Origin of the sequence: Flavobacterium zubiriense (assembly GCF_041729725.1) — a bacterium.
In the GTDB taxonomy this organism is placed as follows: Bacteria; Bacteroidota; Bacteroidia; order Flavobacteriales; family Flavobacteriaceae; genus Flavobacterium; species Flavobacterium zubiriense.
In genome coordinates, this window is sequence record NZ_JBCFQL010000008.1 from 179,454 (window position 1) to 196,590 (window position 17,137).

Consider the following 17,137-nt stretch of genomic DNA (forward strand, 5'->3'; position numbering starts at 1 on the left):
AAAAAATCAAATTGCTTATTAATCTGTATGTTGTAATACTATTTTTTTCAGGACAATGATATAAAAATTTAGATAAATTAATATAATTTCTTAAATCTGTGTTCAAAAAACTACTTTTTAATCAATCCTAAATCCACTAATCGCTCATACAGAAAATCTCCGGCTGTAATATCTTCAAATTGTTTTGGATTCTCATTATCAAAGCAGTTTTCCAAGCAATTCAGTGGCATATCACTTACCGGATGCATAAAAAACGGAACAGAATAACGCGAAGTTCCCCATAATTCTCTCGGCGGATTCACCACTTGATGAATGGTCGATTTTAATCGGTTATTAGTATGTCTTGACAACATATCGCCTACATTAATAACTAATTCATCAGGTGCTGCAATGGCGTCAATCCATTCGCCATTGTGGTTCTGGACTTGCAGTCCTTTGCCTTGAGCGCCCATCAAAAGCGTAATTAAATTAATATCGCCATGAGCCGCAGCACGAATAGCATTTTCTGGTTCAGATGTAATTGGTGGATAATGTATTGGTCTTAAAATCGAATTTCCTTCTTTGGCATAATTATCAAAATAAAATTCGTCAAGACCTAAACGCAAAGCCAAAGCTCTTAAAACATAAATTCCTGTTTTTTCCAGCATTTGGTATGCTTCTTTTCCTATTGCATTGAAACGAGGTAATTCGTCTACAGTGATGTTTTGAGGATATTCTGCGGCATATTTCGAATCAGCGGACACGTATTGCCCAAAATGCCAAAACTCTTTTAAATCTCCTTCTTTTCTGCCTTTAGCGTGTTCTTTACCAAAAGAAACATAGCCTCTTTGTCCTCCCAATTCAGGATTTTCATATTTTCTTTTGGTTTCCAATGGCAAACTGAAAAACTGTTTGATTTCACTATATAGTTCTTCAACCAATTGCTGGTCTAGAAAATGTCCTTTTAGGGCTACGAAACCAATATCTTCAAAAGCATTTCCAATTTCGTTAACAAATTTTTCTTTGCGTATGGGGTCATTGGAGAGGAAGTCACGTAAATCAACACTAGGGATATTTTGCATTGAATAAATATTTATTTAATTGATGTTGAAACTGATTTTATTTTCGGTATACAAATGTATTTAATAATTATTTTAATTAGAATTTTAAAAACTAAAATCGTTGGAAGAAATAGGCATAAAAATAAGGCTTCAATTTCTTGAAGCCTTATTAATTATTATTTTTCATGCTGACAATATATCGACAAATAGAATTATTAAAGAGTTGTAAAAAAGTATAAAAAGACGACTGTTTTACAAGTCTCGATTCAAGAATTTTTTAAGGTTTTTTAGGTATCGATTATACGAGTAATGTGGTAAAGGATAGTTTCTACTTGCAGTTACATTATTGAATATCAAGGCAGTGAAAAGTAATATTAATACTCCGGTTAAAACAGGATATAGTAAATACCAATACCCTAAATCAGTAATTTTATTTGAACTAATAATCGCAATTAAAGCAGTAGCTCCTCCTGGTGGATGCAAGGTTTTAGTTATTTGCATAAATACAATTGATAAAGAAACAGCTAATGGTGCAGCCAGATACATAGTGTCAGGCAGTAAAATATGTATTGTTACCCCAGTAAAAGCAGAAATTAAATGTCCACCTATGAGATTTCGAGGTTGCGAAAACGGACTTTCAATAATTCCATAAACTAATACACTTGAAGCCCCAAAGGAACCAATTAGATAAACAATATCTTGTTTTAAAAACTGTTGGCTCTGTGAATAAGCAATTAGTCCAATTCCTATAAACGAACCTACAAATGACCAAAATTGTTCTTTATAATTAATTAATGTTTCTCTGTAAAGAATGTATCGGGTTTTGCGAACGCCTCTCTTTATTTTATAATCTAATATAATTTTAATTTTATCCATTGAGAATAGTAATTGCTAAGATTAATAAAGCAATAATTATAAAAAGCTGGGTGTATTGAAGCAATCGAACTGTTGCTAATCAATTTATTTGTATCATATCATTCATATCAATTTCCCCTATATGTTGAATAGCCATAAGCTGAAAGCGTTATGGGAACATGATAATGATTTTGATCTTTAATTTGAAATACCACTTCTATAAACGGATAGAAACTCTCTGTATTATTTTTTTTGAAATAGTCAGCGGTGTAGTAGGTCAGTTTATAAATTCCTAAATTAGTTTTTTGCGAATCTAAAAAATCAGTTATTCTTCCGTTTACATCTGTTTGTTTTTTGTCAACAAATAACCATTTTTTTGTTTGTTCATTGAATTGTTCTAATTGAATGGACACTCCACTTACGGGTATTCCTTTTGAAATATCCAAGATGTGACTTGAAAGCTGATAGTTCGTATTTTGAGCAAAAATTACCGTTGAAAACAATGTTATGACGAATGTTGTGATTAATTTTTTCATATTCTATTTTAAGTTTTAAATTATTTTGTTGTTGTAATTCCAAGTGATTCAATTGCCGCTGATTTTGCGATTAAGTCGTCATTTTCAGGACTCCCGCCACCAGCTACTCCAACACTACCAATTATATTTCCATTATACCAAATTGGTACACCACCACTCAAGAGTAATAATTCAGGGAGAGTGTTTAAATTTTTTGTGTCTGGATTTATTTCTGTATTTCTTAAGAGAGAAAGTGTAGCTGTTTTAGTAGATAGGGCAGTGTAAGCCTTTCTTCTTGCTGCTTCGGTATTGTGAGGACCAATACCGTCTGCTCTGCTTATTAAAATAATTGTTCCCGAAGCATCAAGTACTGATATTGAAACCTTTTTATCAAGTAATGCAGCTGCTTTTGTAATTCGTTTATTGATTTCTAATGCTGCATCCAAGGTTAAATTATTAATCGATCTAACAAAATTATCAGTGGTGTATTGGGATTTTTCGTTTGCACTATTATTTTGCCCGAAACTAATATTGGCAATTAGCAGATATAAAAATAGAAGTCTCATATTGTTTTTTCTGCAAAGTTAATTGCTGGAAAGTTGTAAAATGTTGCTCTATGTCAACGTTTTTATAATTTTGATTTTATTCTGCTTAGTGTAGAAGGGGACATTCCTAAATAAGATGCCATCATTTTATTTGAGAGACGTTGTAGTAATTGAGGTTGATGACTCATAATCCATTTGACTTTGTCTAATGCATCAAATCCTTGAAATCCATAAATTCTTTTTTGAGCGACTATGAAGCCAAGTTCTAAAATTTCGGTATATAATTTTGCAAATTTCGGTAATTCTTCAACTAATTTGTAAAAATCGATTCTTGAAATACAAAGCAATTCTGATTTTTCTATGGTTTGTAAATATTCTTCAGCTTGCTTTTGGTCAATAAAGCTTGGTAAAGCGGTAACAAAATTACCCTCGAAAGCAAAATATCTAGAACTTTCATTACCATCTTTAGAATTTGTAAATAAACGAACACAACCTTTGTTTATAAAATAATAATTACGGCATACTTGATCGTAATTCAGTAAGATTTGCATTCGCTTTGTTTTTACTAAAGTAAAGCATGAAAAAATTTTGAGAAGTGATTCGTCATCTATATCAGTTTTGGTTTTTATAAATTTTTCAAGTCTACTGTACATAAACATTTATGATTAAGATGAGCAAGCTAATATTGGTTACAAAATTAATGATCTATTATTAATTTTTTTATTGATTTTGATATTTCCTCTTGTGTTGTTTCTTTTTCTGCTTTGAAATAAGCATAAAAAAAACGCTCCAATTTCTTGAAGCGTTTTTGTGGGGAGAGCAGGATTCGAACCTGCGAAGTTTGCACAGCAGATTTACAGTCTGCCCTCGTTGGCCGCTTGAGTATCTCCCCGAAGCCTTTGAGTACAACAATTATTTGTTGTTAGCGGTGCAAATATAGGAACACTTTTCGTTTCTGCAAACTAATTCTGGACTAATTTTGCATTATTTTGTATCGTTTATTTTAACCTATTGGTCTTGAATAAAATAAAAAATCTCCACTAGGGAGATTTTTTATTTTTATAACGTAAATCAGCTTTATTTAGCTAAAAGTTCGATGATTTTTGCTTTCAATTCAGCACCTCTCAAGTCTCTTGCAACTACTTTTCCAGAAGCATCAAGGATAAAAGTGGCAGGAATTGATTCTACTTTATATTGAGCAGCAATTGGTTCTTGCCATCCTTTTAAGTTAGAAACTTGGTTCCAAGTCAATTTATCTTTTGCAATGGCTTCTTTCCATTTTTTAGCATCTTGATCTAGTGAAACTCCTATAATGTTCAATCCTTTTGAATGTAGTTCATTATAAATTGCTACAACATTCGGATTTTCCTGCCTACAAGGACCACACCAAGAAGCCCAAAAGTCAACTATAGTAACTTTTCCTAAACTTTCTTTAAGGGAAATAACTTTACCCTCAGGATTTGGAGCTGAAAAATCGGCTCTTCAGTTAGCAGCACCTGGAGCTGGAGTTGCACCTGCAGCAGCACCTGGAACTGAAGAATTAACTGCAGTAAATCTTTGTTTGATTTCTTTACCTGGTTTTGTGTTTTTTAATTCTTCGTCAAAACCGTTGTAAATTTTTTCTGCTTGTTTGATGTCAGCAGATGGATCTTGCAACATACTTTGAAGAATTAAAGCACTAATAAAAGATTTTGGGTGAGTTTCTGCGTAAGACAAATATTTTGTTTTCGAGTTTGCACCAACTTCTTCTTGAATTTTTTGGTATTCTTGCATCAAACTATTAATTACAGCAGTGTCTTTAGCTTGTTGCGCTTGGTTCATTTTCAGCATATTAGCTGATTGAAAATCAATTAATTTCTTTTGAACCACTTTGATTTCTTCGTTGAATTTCACATACTCATCATTGTTGTAAGTACCTGAAATTTTAGATTTTTGAATACTATCTTTGTTAACTTCGATATTGATTTCTCCTTCTTCTAATATAAAAGGAATTTTTTCATTCACCGCTTCTAACTGAAGTACGTGGAATGAAGGTTCAGTAACTTTTCCTTTAATTTCAAATTTTCCGTTTTCAACTTTTACAGTATCAATATTGATTAATCCTCCCATACCGCTAGGATCCTGTGTTTGAAGAATAATCGTTTTTCCGTTTTCGATTCCTTTTGCAATACCAGTGATAATGTACTCGTCTTTACCAACTTTACTACAAGAGAATAGTACAGCAGAAGCAGAAAGTAATAAAAATAATTTTTTCATTATTAATTAGTTAAATTAGTTAAGTGTGCAAAAGTATTTAAATTTATAAAATGGCAATAATTTAATTCGCTAAATTTTTGTTATAATTATTAATTTTGATAGTTAACTGGGAATGATGCTATATTCTAGTTAAAACAATAATGAAATAATAATTTAGAAAGACAGAGTTTGCTGATTTGTTTTTGTAATAAGACTGGTTTATTTTTGATAAAAAAAATGAATACGATTTTATGAAGCGATTAAAAGAAATACTGTTGATAAAAGATGCTACAATAAATAAAGTGCAGTTTGATAAAGAATGGTTTTTTAAATTAGACGATATGGCTTTTCACTTAAAAGAAGATTTATCGGAAGTCGAGTTCGTTCATTTACCAATGCTAATCGATGGAGAAGTGGAAATAGTTAAATGCAGCAGTTTTGAAGACATCATTAGAGGGAGGAAAGAATTATTGTCATAAAAAAAGAGAGAAGTTGCTTTCTCTCTTTCTGTTTTATCTGTTGCTTCGTTTTGCTTTTTCTTTAATAATGTCGCTAATTTTTCGGTTTTCAATTTTACTTTCGAGCCAGGAAATAATATCAAGATACAGAAAAGCTCTTTTTTCGTAGGTGTTTTGTTCTAATTCAACAAAACGCTCTTTCATTTTAATAAATTCCTTTTTAATATCGCTTGGATAAATGGAATTCAGGTTTCTCAGGAATCGAATAATTTCTTTTTGTACTTCGTGCAAATCATTCATTTTTATTAGAAACTTATACGTGTTTTTTAATTGCGTTTCTAAATAAAAATCTTTTCCTAATTCATAATGTGCAATCAAGCATAAAATTCGGGCAAAACACATTAAATCTTCGCGCATACTCAAATTCTTGTTGTTGATGATTTTTTCTAAATAGAAAATGGATTCATTGTATTTCCCAACTCCAAAATAAATACTGGCAATTTTGTAGAAAAACAACATTTCGTGATGCTCATCTAAATGTTCATTGTGTGTTTTTAGTTTGCTTAAAATTTCAGGAATCAAATATTCGCTTTCTGCAAAAGTCCCTTCCATAATATGATAATTCAATTTGTTGTTGTACATGTACAAAAATGCCAATGAAGCAATATTATCATTACTAGGAAAACGAGGATCTTTGATGGTTTCTTCTAGTAATGTTAAGTATTTTTTGAACTTGGTTTGGTATTTTAACATGTACAAAGATTCCAATAAGTAATTATTTCCTTTTAAGAAAAACACCGGATTTAAGAAAATCATGTTCGAATTATCATAAAAAAGAGTCACCCATTTGAACGCAAATTTATAACTGCCTAAGAAATCCTGAACTAAGAAACTGCGCCAAAGATTAGCATTGTAAAACCAGTATTTTTCTCGAAATCCAAATTTATTTTCGTCTAATTTAGAAATGTGCTTATTGAAATAATCGTCAATATATTTATATTCTTCATCGCTTTTTACATATCCTGTTTTAAGCATGATGCCATATAATTGCAAAGACAAATTAGATAATTTACTAGAAATAGTATTCTGATAATTCAGTTCTTTCGCCTGAATGACTAATTCGTCGGCTCTACCCTGAATACTTCGGGTGATGTATTGCGATTCGATTAATTTTTCGAATTCTACAATTTCATACGCCATTAATTTTTCGTCATTTTCGATAGCTTGTGTTTTGGTTTTATCCAAAATTTTCAAACTTTGTTTATACAAACCTTTGTTGTATAAGATGGTAGCGAAATCAATTTGTTCTCTCAATTGATAGCGAATATTTTGACTTGGAATATTTAACCGAATACTTACTAAAATTTGCTTGTACAAATACGATTTTAGATTCGATAATTGTACTTTTTTGATGATGCCACTTTTTAAAATAAGTTTTTCATCATAACTCTCTGTTTTGTCTAAAATATTAAATAGTTCAATGAATTTTGTATTCGAACTAGTTTCTAATCGACTGGCGAAAATCTTAAATTGTCGTTTTTCTGATTTAGATAAGGACTTTATTAGAACGAATAAAAAATCTTTTTGATGGTTAGCCATTGTAAATTAAATAGATTTAACTAGTTGATTTTTAGTTACTTAAACCTCCTTTGGTAGGCTTATAAACAGTATATTCATGTAAAATGAATTTTCTATTCAAAGTAAAGAATATATTTTTGTTATCAAGATGTGAAATTACATTAAATAAATGAAAATGAATAGAGAGAAAGTCCAAATTTTTGATACCACTTTGCGAGATGGCGAACAAGTCCCAGGATGTAAATTAGATACCAATCAGAAACTCGTTATAGCAGAACGATTAGACGGAATGGGGGTTGATATTATTGAGGCTGGATTCCCTGTTTCAAGTCCTGGTGATTTTTTATCTGTTACCGAAATTAGTAAAATAGTTCAAAACGCAACAGTTTGTGGTCTTACCAGAGCGGTTAAAAATGATATTGACGTTGCTGCTGCAGCTTTAAAACATGCTAAGAGACCACGCATCCATACTGGTATTGGAACTTCTGATTCTCATATATTACATAAATTAAATACCACTAGAGAAGATATTATAGCTAGAGCAAAAGCTGCTGTAGCCCATGCAAAATCGTATGTAGAAGACGTAGAGTTTTATGCTGAAGATGCAGGAAGAACAGATAATGCTTTCTTGGCACAAGTTTGCGAAGAAGTAATCAAATCGGGAGCAACAGTACTTAATATTCCTGATACTACAGGATATTGCTTGCCTGATGAATATGGTGCGAAAATTAAATACCTTAAAGAAAACGTAAAGGGTATTGAAAATGTAACTATTTCTTGCCACTGTCATAACGATTTAGGTATGGCAACTGCTAACTCTATTTCGGGAGCTATCAATGGTGCCAGACAAATCGAATGTACCATTAACGGAATTGGAGAAAGAGCTGGAAACACAGCACTTGAAGAAGTAGTGATGATTTTTAAACAACATCCAGACTTGAATTTATATACTGATATCAATACAAGACAGTTGAACGAAATGAGTCGTTTGGTTTCTGAAAGTATGGGTATGATGGTACAACCCAATAAAGCGATTGTAGGAGCAAATGCTTTTGCTCACAGTTCAGGAATTCATCAAGATGGAGTGATTAAAAATAGAGCGACTTATGAAATTATTGATCCTTTAGAGGTGGGTGTCAATGAATCTTCAATTGTTCTTACCGCTAGAAGTGGTAGAGCAGCATTAGCTTACCGCGCTAAAAAAGTAGGTTACGAATTAACAAAAACGCAGTTAGACGTTGTTTATGTTGAGTTTTTGAAATTTGCCGACGTTAAAAAAGAAGTTTTAGATGATGATATTCATTTAATTATTGCAGCTTCTAAAATAGAAGGTGATTTAATTAAACGATAGTTAGGGATTAAGCGTTTTTAAATGATTAAATTTGCAGCTTTTTAATTAAAAATAATCCGCATGAACTTAAAAATAGCTGTATTATCGGGAGACGGAATAGGTCCAGAGGTGATTTTGCAAGCCAAAAAAGCCTTGTATGCTGTAGGAGTGGTTTATGAACATGATTTTATTTTTGAAGAGGCACTTATTGGTGCCATTGCAATTGATAAAACTGGGACTTCACTTCCTGAGCAAACTCTAAATCTATGTCTGAATACCGATGCTGTTTTGCTAGGTGCCATTGGTGATCCAAAATATGGTATTGATGCTGCTGCAAATGTTCGTCCAGAGCAAGGATTGTTGAAATTAAGAAAAGAGTTGGGGCTTTTTGCAAATATCCGCCCTCTTAAACCTTTTAAAGGTTTGCTAGATGTTTCTCCTTTAAAAAGAGAAATTGTAGAAGGAGTAGATTTTGTTATATATAGAGAACTAACTGCTGGAATTTACTTTGGAGAAAAAAAGCTAAACGAAGCTGGAACTGTAGCTTCTGATTTATGTGAATATACAGAAGACGAAATTTCCAGAATTACTCATTTGGCTTTTCAATCGGCTCAAAAAAGAAGAAAAAAATTAACGTTAGTAGATATGGCTAATGTTCTTGAATCTTCTCGATTGTGGAGAAATGTAGTTAAAAAGATAAGTGTTGATTATCCTGATGTTGCTTTGGATTTTTTGTTTGCAGACAATGCAGCAAAACAGATTGTAACCAATCCAAAACAATTTGATGTGGTATTGACTGGAAATTTATTTGGAGATATTCTATCTGATGAAGCCAGTGTAATCACAGGATCAATTGGAGTTTTAGCATCAGTTTCAATTGGAGAAAAACACGTTTTATTTGAACCTGTACACGGCTCTTATCCACACGCAAAAGGAAGAAATATTGCTAATCCGTTTGCAGCGATACTTTCGGCAGCGATGTTGCTAGAGCATTTTGGTTTAACCGAAGAAGCTAAAAAAGTGTACGAAGGAGTAGAGAAGGCAATCGAATACAATGTGGTTACAATAGATTTGAATCCAGATACAAAATTTGGAACCAATGAAGTAGGGGAATTTGTTTCTAACTTCATTTTAAATAAGGATGATTTAATGTACTTTAATAATGATAATGTACATTTAGGTCAATCAACAATAGTATAATACAATGTTTTGACATATAATTAAGTTTAATGATAAGAAATTCGTAAAATTTTATTTTTTATTTTTTTAAATATAAAGGTTTTTATACTTTTGTTGCATCAAAAAAAGAAAATGAAAAATTCAATTGTAATAGTTTCTGTCGTTAATGTCATTGTTGTATCAACAAGTGCATAAGGGAAGCTATTAATATAATTGAAAAATAATATTATATAACTCCCATCAATTGGGAGTTTTTTTTTGGAATTATATCAGATAAAAAAATAAAAAATAAGATGGAATTAAATAAATACAGTAAGACAATTACTCAAGATGAAACTCAACCCGCTTCTCAAGCAATGTTGTATGCACTTGGATTAACTGAGGAAGATTTGAAAAAAGCGCAGGTAGGAATTGTAAGTATGGGTTACGATGGAAATCCTTGTAACATGCACTTAAATGATTTGGCCAAAGATATTAAGACAGGTGTTTGGAAAGAAGATTTAGTAGGATTGATTTTTAATACTATTGGAGTTAGTGATGGTATTTCAAATGGGAATGATGGAATGCGTTTTTCTTTAGTTTCTCGTGATGTAATTGCCGATTCTATCGAGACCGTTATGGGTGCACAATGGTATGATGCTATGATTGCAGTTCCCGGTTGTGATAAAAATATGCCAGGCGCTTTAATGGCTATGGGAAGAGTAAATCGCCCTGCTATTATGGTTTATGGAGGATCTATTCACCCAGGAAAATGGAAAGGAGAGGATTTGAATATCGTTTCTGCATTTGAAGCTTTAGGAAAAAAAATAAACAATACAATTACACCTGAGGATTTTAAAGGTGTAATTCAAAATGCCTGTCCAGGGGCAGGTGCTTGTGGTGGAATGTACACAGCTAACACTATGTCATCAGCAATTGAAGCATTAGGAATGAGTTTGCCTTACAGTTCTTCTAATCCTGCTTTGAGTCCAGAAAAAAAACAAGAATGTATTGATGCTGGAAAAGCGATCAGAATATTGTTAGAAAAAGATATTAAGCCGAGAGATATTATGACTCGTAAAGCTTTCGAAAATGCTATTACAATGGTAGCTGTTTTAGGAGGTTCTACAAATGCAGTAATGCACTTAATTGCAATGGCTCATTCTGTAGGTATTGAATTAACATTAAAAGATTTCCAGGATATCAGCGATAAAACACCATTATTAGCCGACTTAAAACCAAGTGGTAAATACCTAATGGAAGATTTACATAATGTAGGTGGTGTACCAGCAGTAATGAAATATTTATTAAAAGAAGGTTTTTTACACGGAGATTGTTTGACTGTAACAGGTAAAACAATTGCTGAAAATTTAGCTTTAGTTCCTGATTTACATGATGGACAAGAAGTAATTTATGAAATCCAAAAAGCATTAAAAGCAACTGGAAATATTCAAATTTTATACGGAAATATTGCTTCAGAAGGTTGTGTAGCAAAAATTAGTGGAAAAGAAGGGGAATTTTTTGAAGGTACAGCAGTAGTTTTTGAAGGTGAAAAAGATGTAATCAGAGGAATCCAAGCCGGTGAAGTAAAACCAGGTAATGTAGTTGTTATCCGCTATTGCGGCCCGAAAGGTGGTCCTGGAATGTCTGAAATGTTAAAACCAACCTCTGCTATTATGGGAGCTGGTTTAGGAAACACTGTCGCTTTGATTACTGACGGACGTTTCTCTGGAGGTTCTCACGGTTTTGTAGTAGGACATGTTACTCCTGAAGCTTACGAAGGTGGCGGAATTGCTTTAATCGAAAATGGAGATGTGATTACAATTGATGCGGTGAAAAATACCATCGATATGAAAATCTCTGAAGAAGAATTCGCAAAACGTAAAGCCAATTGGAAACAACCAGAATCATCTATCAAACAAGGTGTTTTACTAAAGTATATGCGTTCAGTATCTAGCGCTTCCGAAGGATGTGTTACTGACAAATAATCCCCAACCCTCCCCGAAGGGGAGGGAGAGGGAGTTGAGCAATAAATAATATATAAATTCCCCTACGCCGGTTCCGGCTCCCCCTCTTTTGGAGGGGGCTGGGGGGAGGAAAAAAAGACAAACGATGAAAATATCAGGAGCAGAAGCAGTTATCAGATGCTTATTAGCCGAAGGAGTAGACTTGGTTTATGGGTATCCAGGTGGAGCCATAATGCCAGTTTACGACGAATTATATAAATTTCAAGATCAATTGCACCACGTTTTGGTGCGTCACGAACAAGGTGCGGCTCACGCTGCGCAAGGTTTTGCCAGAGCTACAGGTAAAGTAGGGGTTGCAATTGCGACTTCGGGACCAGGAGCAACAAATCTGGTTACAGGTATTGCCGATGCTCAAATAGATTCTACTCCAATGGTTTGTATCACTGGACAAGTAGGAAAACATTTATTAGGTTCTGATGCTTTTCAGGAAACAGATATTATTGGAATTTCGACTCCGGTAACCAAATGGAATTACCAAATCACAGAAGCAGATGAGATTCCTGAGATTATGGCAAAAGCATTTTATATTGCCCGTTCAGGCCGTCCAGGACCAGTATTAGTCGATATTACTAAAAACGCACAGTTTGATACTTTAGATTTTAGTTATAAAAAATGTAACGATATTAGAAGTTATCATCCAAAACCAGTTTTAAAATTAGACACTGTTAAGGAAGCAGCTGCGGTTATTAACCAAGCTAAGAAACCAATGATTATTTTTGGTCAGGGGATAATTCTAAGTAAGGCCGAAGAAGAATTGAAAGCATTAATTGAAAAATCAGGAATTCCTGCAGCTTGGACTATTTTAGGGCTTTCTGCTTTACCTACTGATCACGAATTAAATGTTGGGATGGTAGGAATGCACGGAAATTACGGACCTAATGTTTTAACTAACGAATGTGATGTTTTAATTGCATTAGGAATGCGTTTTGATGACCGTGTTACTGGAAACTTAGCTACTTATGCAAAACAAGCTAAGGTAGTTCATTTCGAAATTGATCCAGCTGAGATTGATAAAAACGTAAAAACGGAAGTTGCTGTATTAGCCGATTTAAAAGAAGCTTTAACAGCATTATTACCTCTTATTGAGAAGAATTCTCACGAAGAATGGCATAACGAATTCAAGAAGAAATACGAAATTGAATTGGATGCAGTTATCAACGAAGAATTGGCTCCAACAAACGGAAAAGGAATTTCAATGGGGGAAACTATCGAAATGATTAACAAACACTCAAAAGGTGATGCGATAATGGTTTCAGATGTGGGGCAACACCAGATGTTTACTTGCCGTTATTCTAAGTTCAATCAGACTAAAAGTAATGTAACTTCTGGAGGTTTAGGAACTATGGGGTTTGCTTTACCAGCTGCAATTGGAGCTAAAATGGGTAGACCAGATCGCGAAGTAGTTGCAGTTATAGGTGATGGTGGTTTCCAGATGAATATTCAGGAATTAGGAACGATTTATCAAACAAAGGTTCCAGTGAAGATTGTAGTTTTAAATAATGAGTTTTTAGGTATGGTTCGTCAATGGCAAGAATTGTTTTTTGACTATAGATATGCTTCTACAGTAATGGTAAACCCTAACTTTTGTGCTATTGCCGAAGGGTATTATATCAAAGCTCGAAAGGTAACTAAGAGAGAAGAGTTAGATGAAGCAATTGCTGAAATGATAGCATCTAAAGATGCTTATTTCCTTGAAGTTATGGTAGAAAAAGAAAACAATGTATTCCCAATGATTCCAACAGGAGCTTCGGTTTCTGACATCCGATTAAGATAAGCCCCCTAACCCCCGAAGGGGGAATTAGGAATTAAAAATATTAGTATAAAATTAAAATATTCCCTGTGCCAGTTTTGGCTCTCCCTCTTTTGGAGGGGGCTGGGGGGAGGCTAAAATTATGGAAAATAAAACATTCACCATTTCTGTTTATTCAGAAAACAACGTTGGCTTATTGAACAGAATATCAGGAATATTCTTAAAACGTCACATTAATATATTGAGTTTAAATGTATCCGAATCGGAAATTGAAAACGTTTCAAGATTTGTAATTGTAGTAGATACTACTGAAAAATGGGTACAGAATATTGTTGGACAAATAGAAAAACAAATTGAGGTAATCAAAGCGTTTTATCACATCGATGAAGAAACGATCTTTTTAGAAAGTGCTTTATTCAAGATCAATTCGAGTTTATTATTTGACGAAAGACAAATTCAAAACATTATCAAAGAAAGTCATTCTGAAATTGTAACCGTATCAAGAGACTTTTTTGTAATCTCAAAATCAGGAAGACGATCAGAAATTGAAGAATTACATGCTAAATTAAAACCTTTTGGAATTATGCAGTTTGTACGTTCAGGAAGAATATCCGTTTCTAAAGAAAAAATGGAAGTAACAAGTTTATTATTAGAAGAATTAAAATCATAAATTAAATATTAGAAAATGGCAAATTATTTCAATTCATTACCACTTAGATTACAATTAGAACAATTAGGCGTTTGCGAATTCATGGATCAATCAGAATTTGCTAATGGAATCGAAGCTTTAAAAGGTAAAAAAGTAGTTATTGTTGGTTGTGGTGCTCAAGGTTTGAACCAAGGTTTGAACATGAGAGACTCAGGTTTAGATATTTCTTATGCGTTGCGTGCTGAAGCTATTGCTCAAAAAAGAGCTTCTTTCATGAATGCTGCTGATAATGGTTTCAAAGTGGGAACTTATGAAGAATTAATTCCAACGGCTGATTTAGTTTGTAACCTTACACCAGATAAACAACATACTGCTGTAGTTACTGCAATCATGCCATTAATGAAACAAGGAGCTACTCTAGCGTATTCTCATGGTTTTAATATTGTTGAAGAAGGAATGCAAATTCGTAAAGACTTAACCGTTATTATGTGTGCTCCTAAATGTCCAGGTTCTGAAGTACGTGAAGAGTACAAAAGAGGATTTGGTGTACCAACACTTATTGCTGTTCACCCAGAAAATGATCCAAATGGTTTAGGTTTAGATCAAGCTAAAGCGTATGCTGTTGCAACAGGAGGAAATAGAGCAGGAGTTTTACGTTCTTCTTTCGTAGCTGAAGTAAAATCAGATTTAATGGGAGAGCAAACTATCCTTTGTGGATTGTTGCAAACGGGTTCTATCTTATGTTTTGACAAAATGGTAGCTGAAGGTGTTGATGCTGGATATGCTTCTAAATTAATTCAATACGGATGGGAAACTATTACAGAAGGATTGAAACACGGTGGTATCACAAACATGATGGATCGTTTGTCTAATCCTGCTAAAATTGCTGCATTTAATGCTGCTGAAGAATTAAAAGACATCATGCGTCCGTTGTTCCAAAAACACATGGATGATATTATTTCTGGTCATTTTTCTAAGACAATGATGGAAGACTGGGCTAATGATGATAAAAATTTATTGTCTTGGAGAGCAGCAACTGGAGAAACTAATTTCGAAAAAACACCAGCTGGAGATGTTGAAATCTCTGAGCAAGAATACTACGATAATGGAGTATTAATGGTAGCCATGGTTAAAGCTGGAGTAGAATTAGCTTTTGAAGCTATGACTGATTCAGGAATCATCGAAGAGTCTGCTTACTACGAGTCATTACACGAAACACCACTTATTGCTAACACAATTGCAAGAAAGAAATTGTTCGAAATGAACCGTGTAATCTCTGATACTGCTGAGTACGGATGTTACTTATTCGATCACGCTTGTAAGCCGTTAATCGCTGAGTATGTTAAAAATGCACCATCAAACTTAATTGGTCGTCCATTCAACAATGGAAACAACGGAGTAGATAACAAAGAATTAATTGAAGTAAATGATATCATCCGCAACCACCCAGTTGAAGAAGTGGGAGCTTGGTTAAGAGAATCAATGACTGCAATGAAGAAAATTGTATAATTTTTTACAATTATAGTTAATTCAAAAAGGCGGAGTATTTAGTTACTTCGCTTTTTTTTTTGGGGTATAAGTTCTTTGAATTAGTCGTCAAAGGTGTATACTGTTTTTCTAAGCAGTTTTGAACGTTCTCTCAATACTTCAATTATTAAGCATAAATTTATAAAAAAAAGTGTTTGCTTAATCTGTTCCAAATAATCTATGGTATCTTTCTTCTAGTAGTGTTTTGTATTTTTCTTTGAAAGAATCAGATAGAAATGAATTATCAATCCACTGGTGGGCGGTGGGTTTGTTTTTTTGAAAACGGTTTGCGATTCCTTTTAGTTGTTTTTCATTTAAGCCAAGGCTGATTCCTAGTCTTTTAAAATGTTCCCATTTCAATTTTTTCTTTTTTCCTTCCAATGTTAGTGCGAGTTCTTCGGTGTCGTCTGGGTTTACTATGGCTACGTTTAATAAATCATAGGTTGGTGCCAATGTCCAAGTATCTACCGAATGAATCATCGAAAAGTTTTTCAAATGCATATCATTGTTGCCTGTAAGGTAACTGAAGATGCCCAGTTCTAAAAAGTATAGTTTGTCGAGTAAGGTGTTATCTGAGAACTCGTCCAGAGCCTTGCCTATCTTCTCCATGGAGCTTTTGTATTTGTCGAATGCTTCTGTGATTTGGAACATGTCGAGCATGTGGATTTTTTCTCCGTTTTCAGTTCTGTCGATGCGTTTAGTGATATAGGACAGTTCTCCTGACTGCAATCGGATTAAGCTGGACTGGACGGTGTTAATTCCAAAAGCTTCCGCTATTCGCATAGTGAGGTGTTCGTTTTCGGGCATTTCAGAAAAATGTTCGGATGGTGGTTTGAAAATATAATTTCCGCCCAAAGCACCAACTACCGTAAGACGTCCCTTGGTTCCATCTTGTATCGTATTGTTTACTATAGATAACGATAACTTGGGTTGCACTCCAGGAACAGCCACACTTCTTTCCACCACATTTTTGGCTAATTCCGACATTTGTTGGAGTGAATGTTCGAATGCAGGTGGTTGCCTAGTACCGAAAAACTCCAGACTGCATTGCTCGTGGAAATCACCTACAATTGTATCGTTTAATGATTGGTAACAATATAAGCATTTCTTAGGCATCTTCATTTGGTATTGGTTGAACACTTACCGCACCGATACAATTTTGGCAACAAGCCAAAAGGAGTCCCATGCGGTCGTTTGGATTAATTTTCCAGTTTTTAGAAGCGATATCCAGTAACCATCCTTCAGGAATTAGACCTTCAAAAAAAGGGAATAATCGTTTGTCAGTGTATGTTTCTGAGCGAACTGGCATCGTCAAACTGATGCTTTCTTTAGGATGTTCAGTAATGTAATTTTCATCGTATTGAAAGTGGTAGTCACCGTCGTCCGTTTCTGTAAGTGTTCCCGCCAGATAGTCTTTATTGGCTTCTGAACCATCTTCAATATTTATTTTTTTCATAATAGCAGTTAATC

Annotated in this window: 16 protein-coding genes, 1 tRNA gene and 1 pseudogene; 7 read left to right on the forward strand and 11 right to left on the reverse strand. The window is 33.7% G+C overall.

Annotated features, from left to right (window positions below):
* Positions 1 to 110 precede the first annotated feature (110 nt).
* From AAGV28_RS09175 to AAGV28_RS09210, 8 genes and pseudogenes are all read right to left on the reverse strand, one after another.
* Positions 111 to 1,061 carry an isopenicillin N synthase family dioxygenase gene (locus tag AAGV28_RS09175; protein ID WP_373406522.1) on the reverse strand — a complete coding sequence of 317 codons (951 nt, stop codon included), beginning with the start codon at positions 1,059 to 1,061 and terminating at the stop codon, positions 111 to 113.
* A 231-nt stretch (positions 1,062 to 1,292) separates the two neighbouring features.
* A complete protein-coding gene (locus AAGV28_RS09180) occupies positions 1,293 to 1,916 on the reverse strand; it encodes an HPP family protein (RefSeq protein ID WP_373406523.1) in 624 nt (207 codons plus the stop codon).
* 107 nt (positions 1,917 to 2,023) lie between these two features.
* On the reverse strand, positions 2,024 to 2,431 hold the full coding sequence (gene uraH / locus AAGV28_RS09185; RefSeq protein ID WP_373406524.1) for a hydroxyisourate hydrolase: 408 nt from the start codon (positions 2,429 to 2,431) through the stop codon (positions 2,024 to 2,026).
* A 20-nt stretch (positions 2,432 to 2,451) separates the two neighbouring features.
* Positions 2,452 to 2,976, reverse strand: a complete 525-nt coding sequence (locus AAGV28_RS09190) for a heme-binding protein (protein ID WP_373406525.1) — start codon at positions 2,974 to 2,976, stop codon at positions 2,452 to 2,454.
* A gap of 62 nt (positions 2,977 to 3,038) precedes the next feature.
* On the reverse strand, positions 3,039 to 3,506 hold the full coding sequence (locus AAGV28_RS09195) for a Crp/Fnr family transcriptional regulator (protein WP_373406526.1): 468 nt from the start codon (positions 3,504 to 3,506) through the stop codon (positions 3,039 to 3,041).
* Between the two features lie 260 nt (positions 3,507 to 3,766).
* Positions 3,767 to 3,847 (reverse strand) — tRNA-Tyr (locus tag AAGV28_RS09200).
* Between the two features lie 185 nt (positions 3,848 to 4,032).
* Positions 4,033 to 4,419: pseudogene (locus AAGV28_RS09205) on the reverse strand (TlpA family protein disulfide reductase); the annotation flags it as partial.
* A gap of 18 nt (positions 4,420 to 4,437) precedes the next feature.
* Positions 4,438 to 5,211 carry a DUF4369 domain-containing protein gene (locus AAGV28_RS09210; protein ID WP_373406527.1) on the reverse strand — a complete coding sequence of 258 codons (774 nt, stop codon included), beginning with the start codon at positions 5,209 to 5,211 and terminating at the stop codon, positions 4,438 to 4,440.
* A gap of 230 nt (positions 5,212 to 5,441) precedes the next feature.
* Between AAGV28_RS09210 and AAGV28_RS09215 the strand changes: the two genes are divergently transcribed.
* Positions 5,442 to 5,669: a hypothetical protein gene (locus tag AAGV28_RS09215; RefSeq protein WP_373406528.1), complete on the forward strand. Its 228-nt coding sequence runs from the start codon at positions 5,442 to 5,444 to the stop codon at positions 5,667 to 5,669.
* Positions 5,670 to 5,702: 33 nt separating this feature from the next.
* Here AAGV28_RS09215 and AAGV28_RS09220 read toward each other — a convergent pair whose 3' ends face one another.
* Positions 5,703 to 7,247, reverse strand: a complete 1,545-nt coding sequence (locus AAGV28_RS09220) for a hypothetical protein (RefSeq protein WP_373406529.1) — start codon at positions 7,245 to 7,247, stop codon at positions 5,703 to 5,705.
* Between the two features lie 154 nt (positions 7,248 to 7,401).
* Between AAGV28_RS09220 and AAGV28_RS09225 the strand changes: the two genes are divergently transcribed.
* The 6 genes from AAGV28_RS09225 to ilvC all read left to right on the forward strand — a co-directional run bounded on the left by AAGV28_RS09225 (position 7,402) and on the right by ilvC (position 15,649).
* The gene (locus AAGV28_RS09225; RefSeq protein ID WP_373406530.1) at positions 7,402 to 8,577 is read left to right on the forward strand and encodes a 2-isopropylmalate synthase; all 1,176 of its coding nucleotides are present in this window, start codon (positions 7,402 to 7,404) and stop codon (positions 8,575 to 8,577) included.
* Between the two features lie 60 nt (positions 8,578 to 8,637).
* A complete protein-coding gene (gene leuB / locus AAGV28_RS09230) occupies positions 8,638 to 9,756 on the forward strand; it encodes a 3-isopropylmalate dehydrogenase (protein ID WP_373406531.1) in 1,119 nt (372 codons plus the stop codon).
* Between the two features lie 272 nt (positions 9,757 to 10,028).
* Positions 10,029 to 11,702: a dihydroxy-acid dehydratase gene (ilvD, locus tag AAGV28_RS09235; protein ID WP_373406532.1), complete on the forward strand. Its 1,674-nt coding sequence runs from the start codon at positions 10,029 to 10,031 to the stop codon at positions 11,700 to 11,702.
* Positions 11,703 to 11,826: 124 nt separating this feature from the next.
* Complete coding sequence (gene ilvB, locus AAGV28_RS09240) at positions 11,827 to 13,515, forward strand: biosynthetic-type acetolactate synthase large subunit (RefSeq protein WP_373406533.1); 1,689 nt, start codon at positions 11,827 to 11,829, stop codon at positions 13,513 to 13,515.
* Positions 13,516 to 13,633: 118 nt separating this feature from the next.
* Positions 13,634 to 14,161, forward strand: coding sequence for an acetolactate synthase small subunit (gene ilvN / locus AAGV28_RS09245; protein WP_373406534.1), 528 nt, complete (start codon positions 13,634 to 13,636; stop codon positions 14,159 to 14,161).
* A 15-nt stretch (positions 14,162 to 14,176) separates the two neighbouring features.
* Complete coding sequence (gene ilvC / locus AAGV28_RS09250) at positions 14,177 to 15,649, forward strand: ketol-acid reductoisomerase (RefSeq protein WP_373406535.1); 1,473 nt, start codon at positions 14,177 to 14,179, stop codon at positions 15,647 to 15,649.
* Positions 15,650 to 15,826: 177 nt separating this feature from the next.
* Here the strand turns inward: ilvC and AAGV28_RS09255 are convergent, their stop codons facing one another.
* On the reverse strand, positions 15,827 to 16,789 hold the full coding sequence (locus AAGV28_RS09255; RefSeq protein ID WP_413789751.1) for a HipA domain-containing protein: 963 nt from the start codon (positions 16,787 to 16,789) through the stop codon (positions 15,827 to 15,829).
* Positions 16,776 to 17,123: a HipA N-terminal domain-containing protein gene (locus AAGV28_RS09260; protein ID WP_373406538.1), complete on the reverse strand. Its 348-nt coding sequence runs from the start codon at positions 17,121 to 17,123 to the stop codon at positions 16,776 to 16,778. Before AAGV28_RS09260 ends, AAGV28_RS09255 begins: the two co-directional genes overlap by 14 nt.
* Between the last annotated feature and the right edge of the window lie 14 nt (positions 17,124 to 17,137).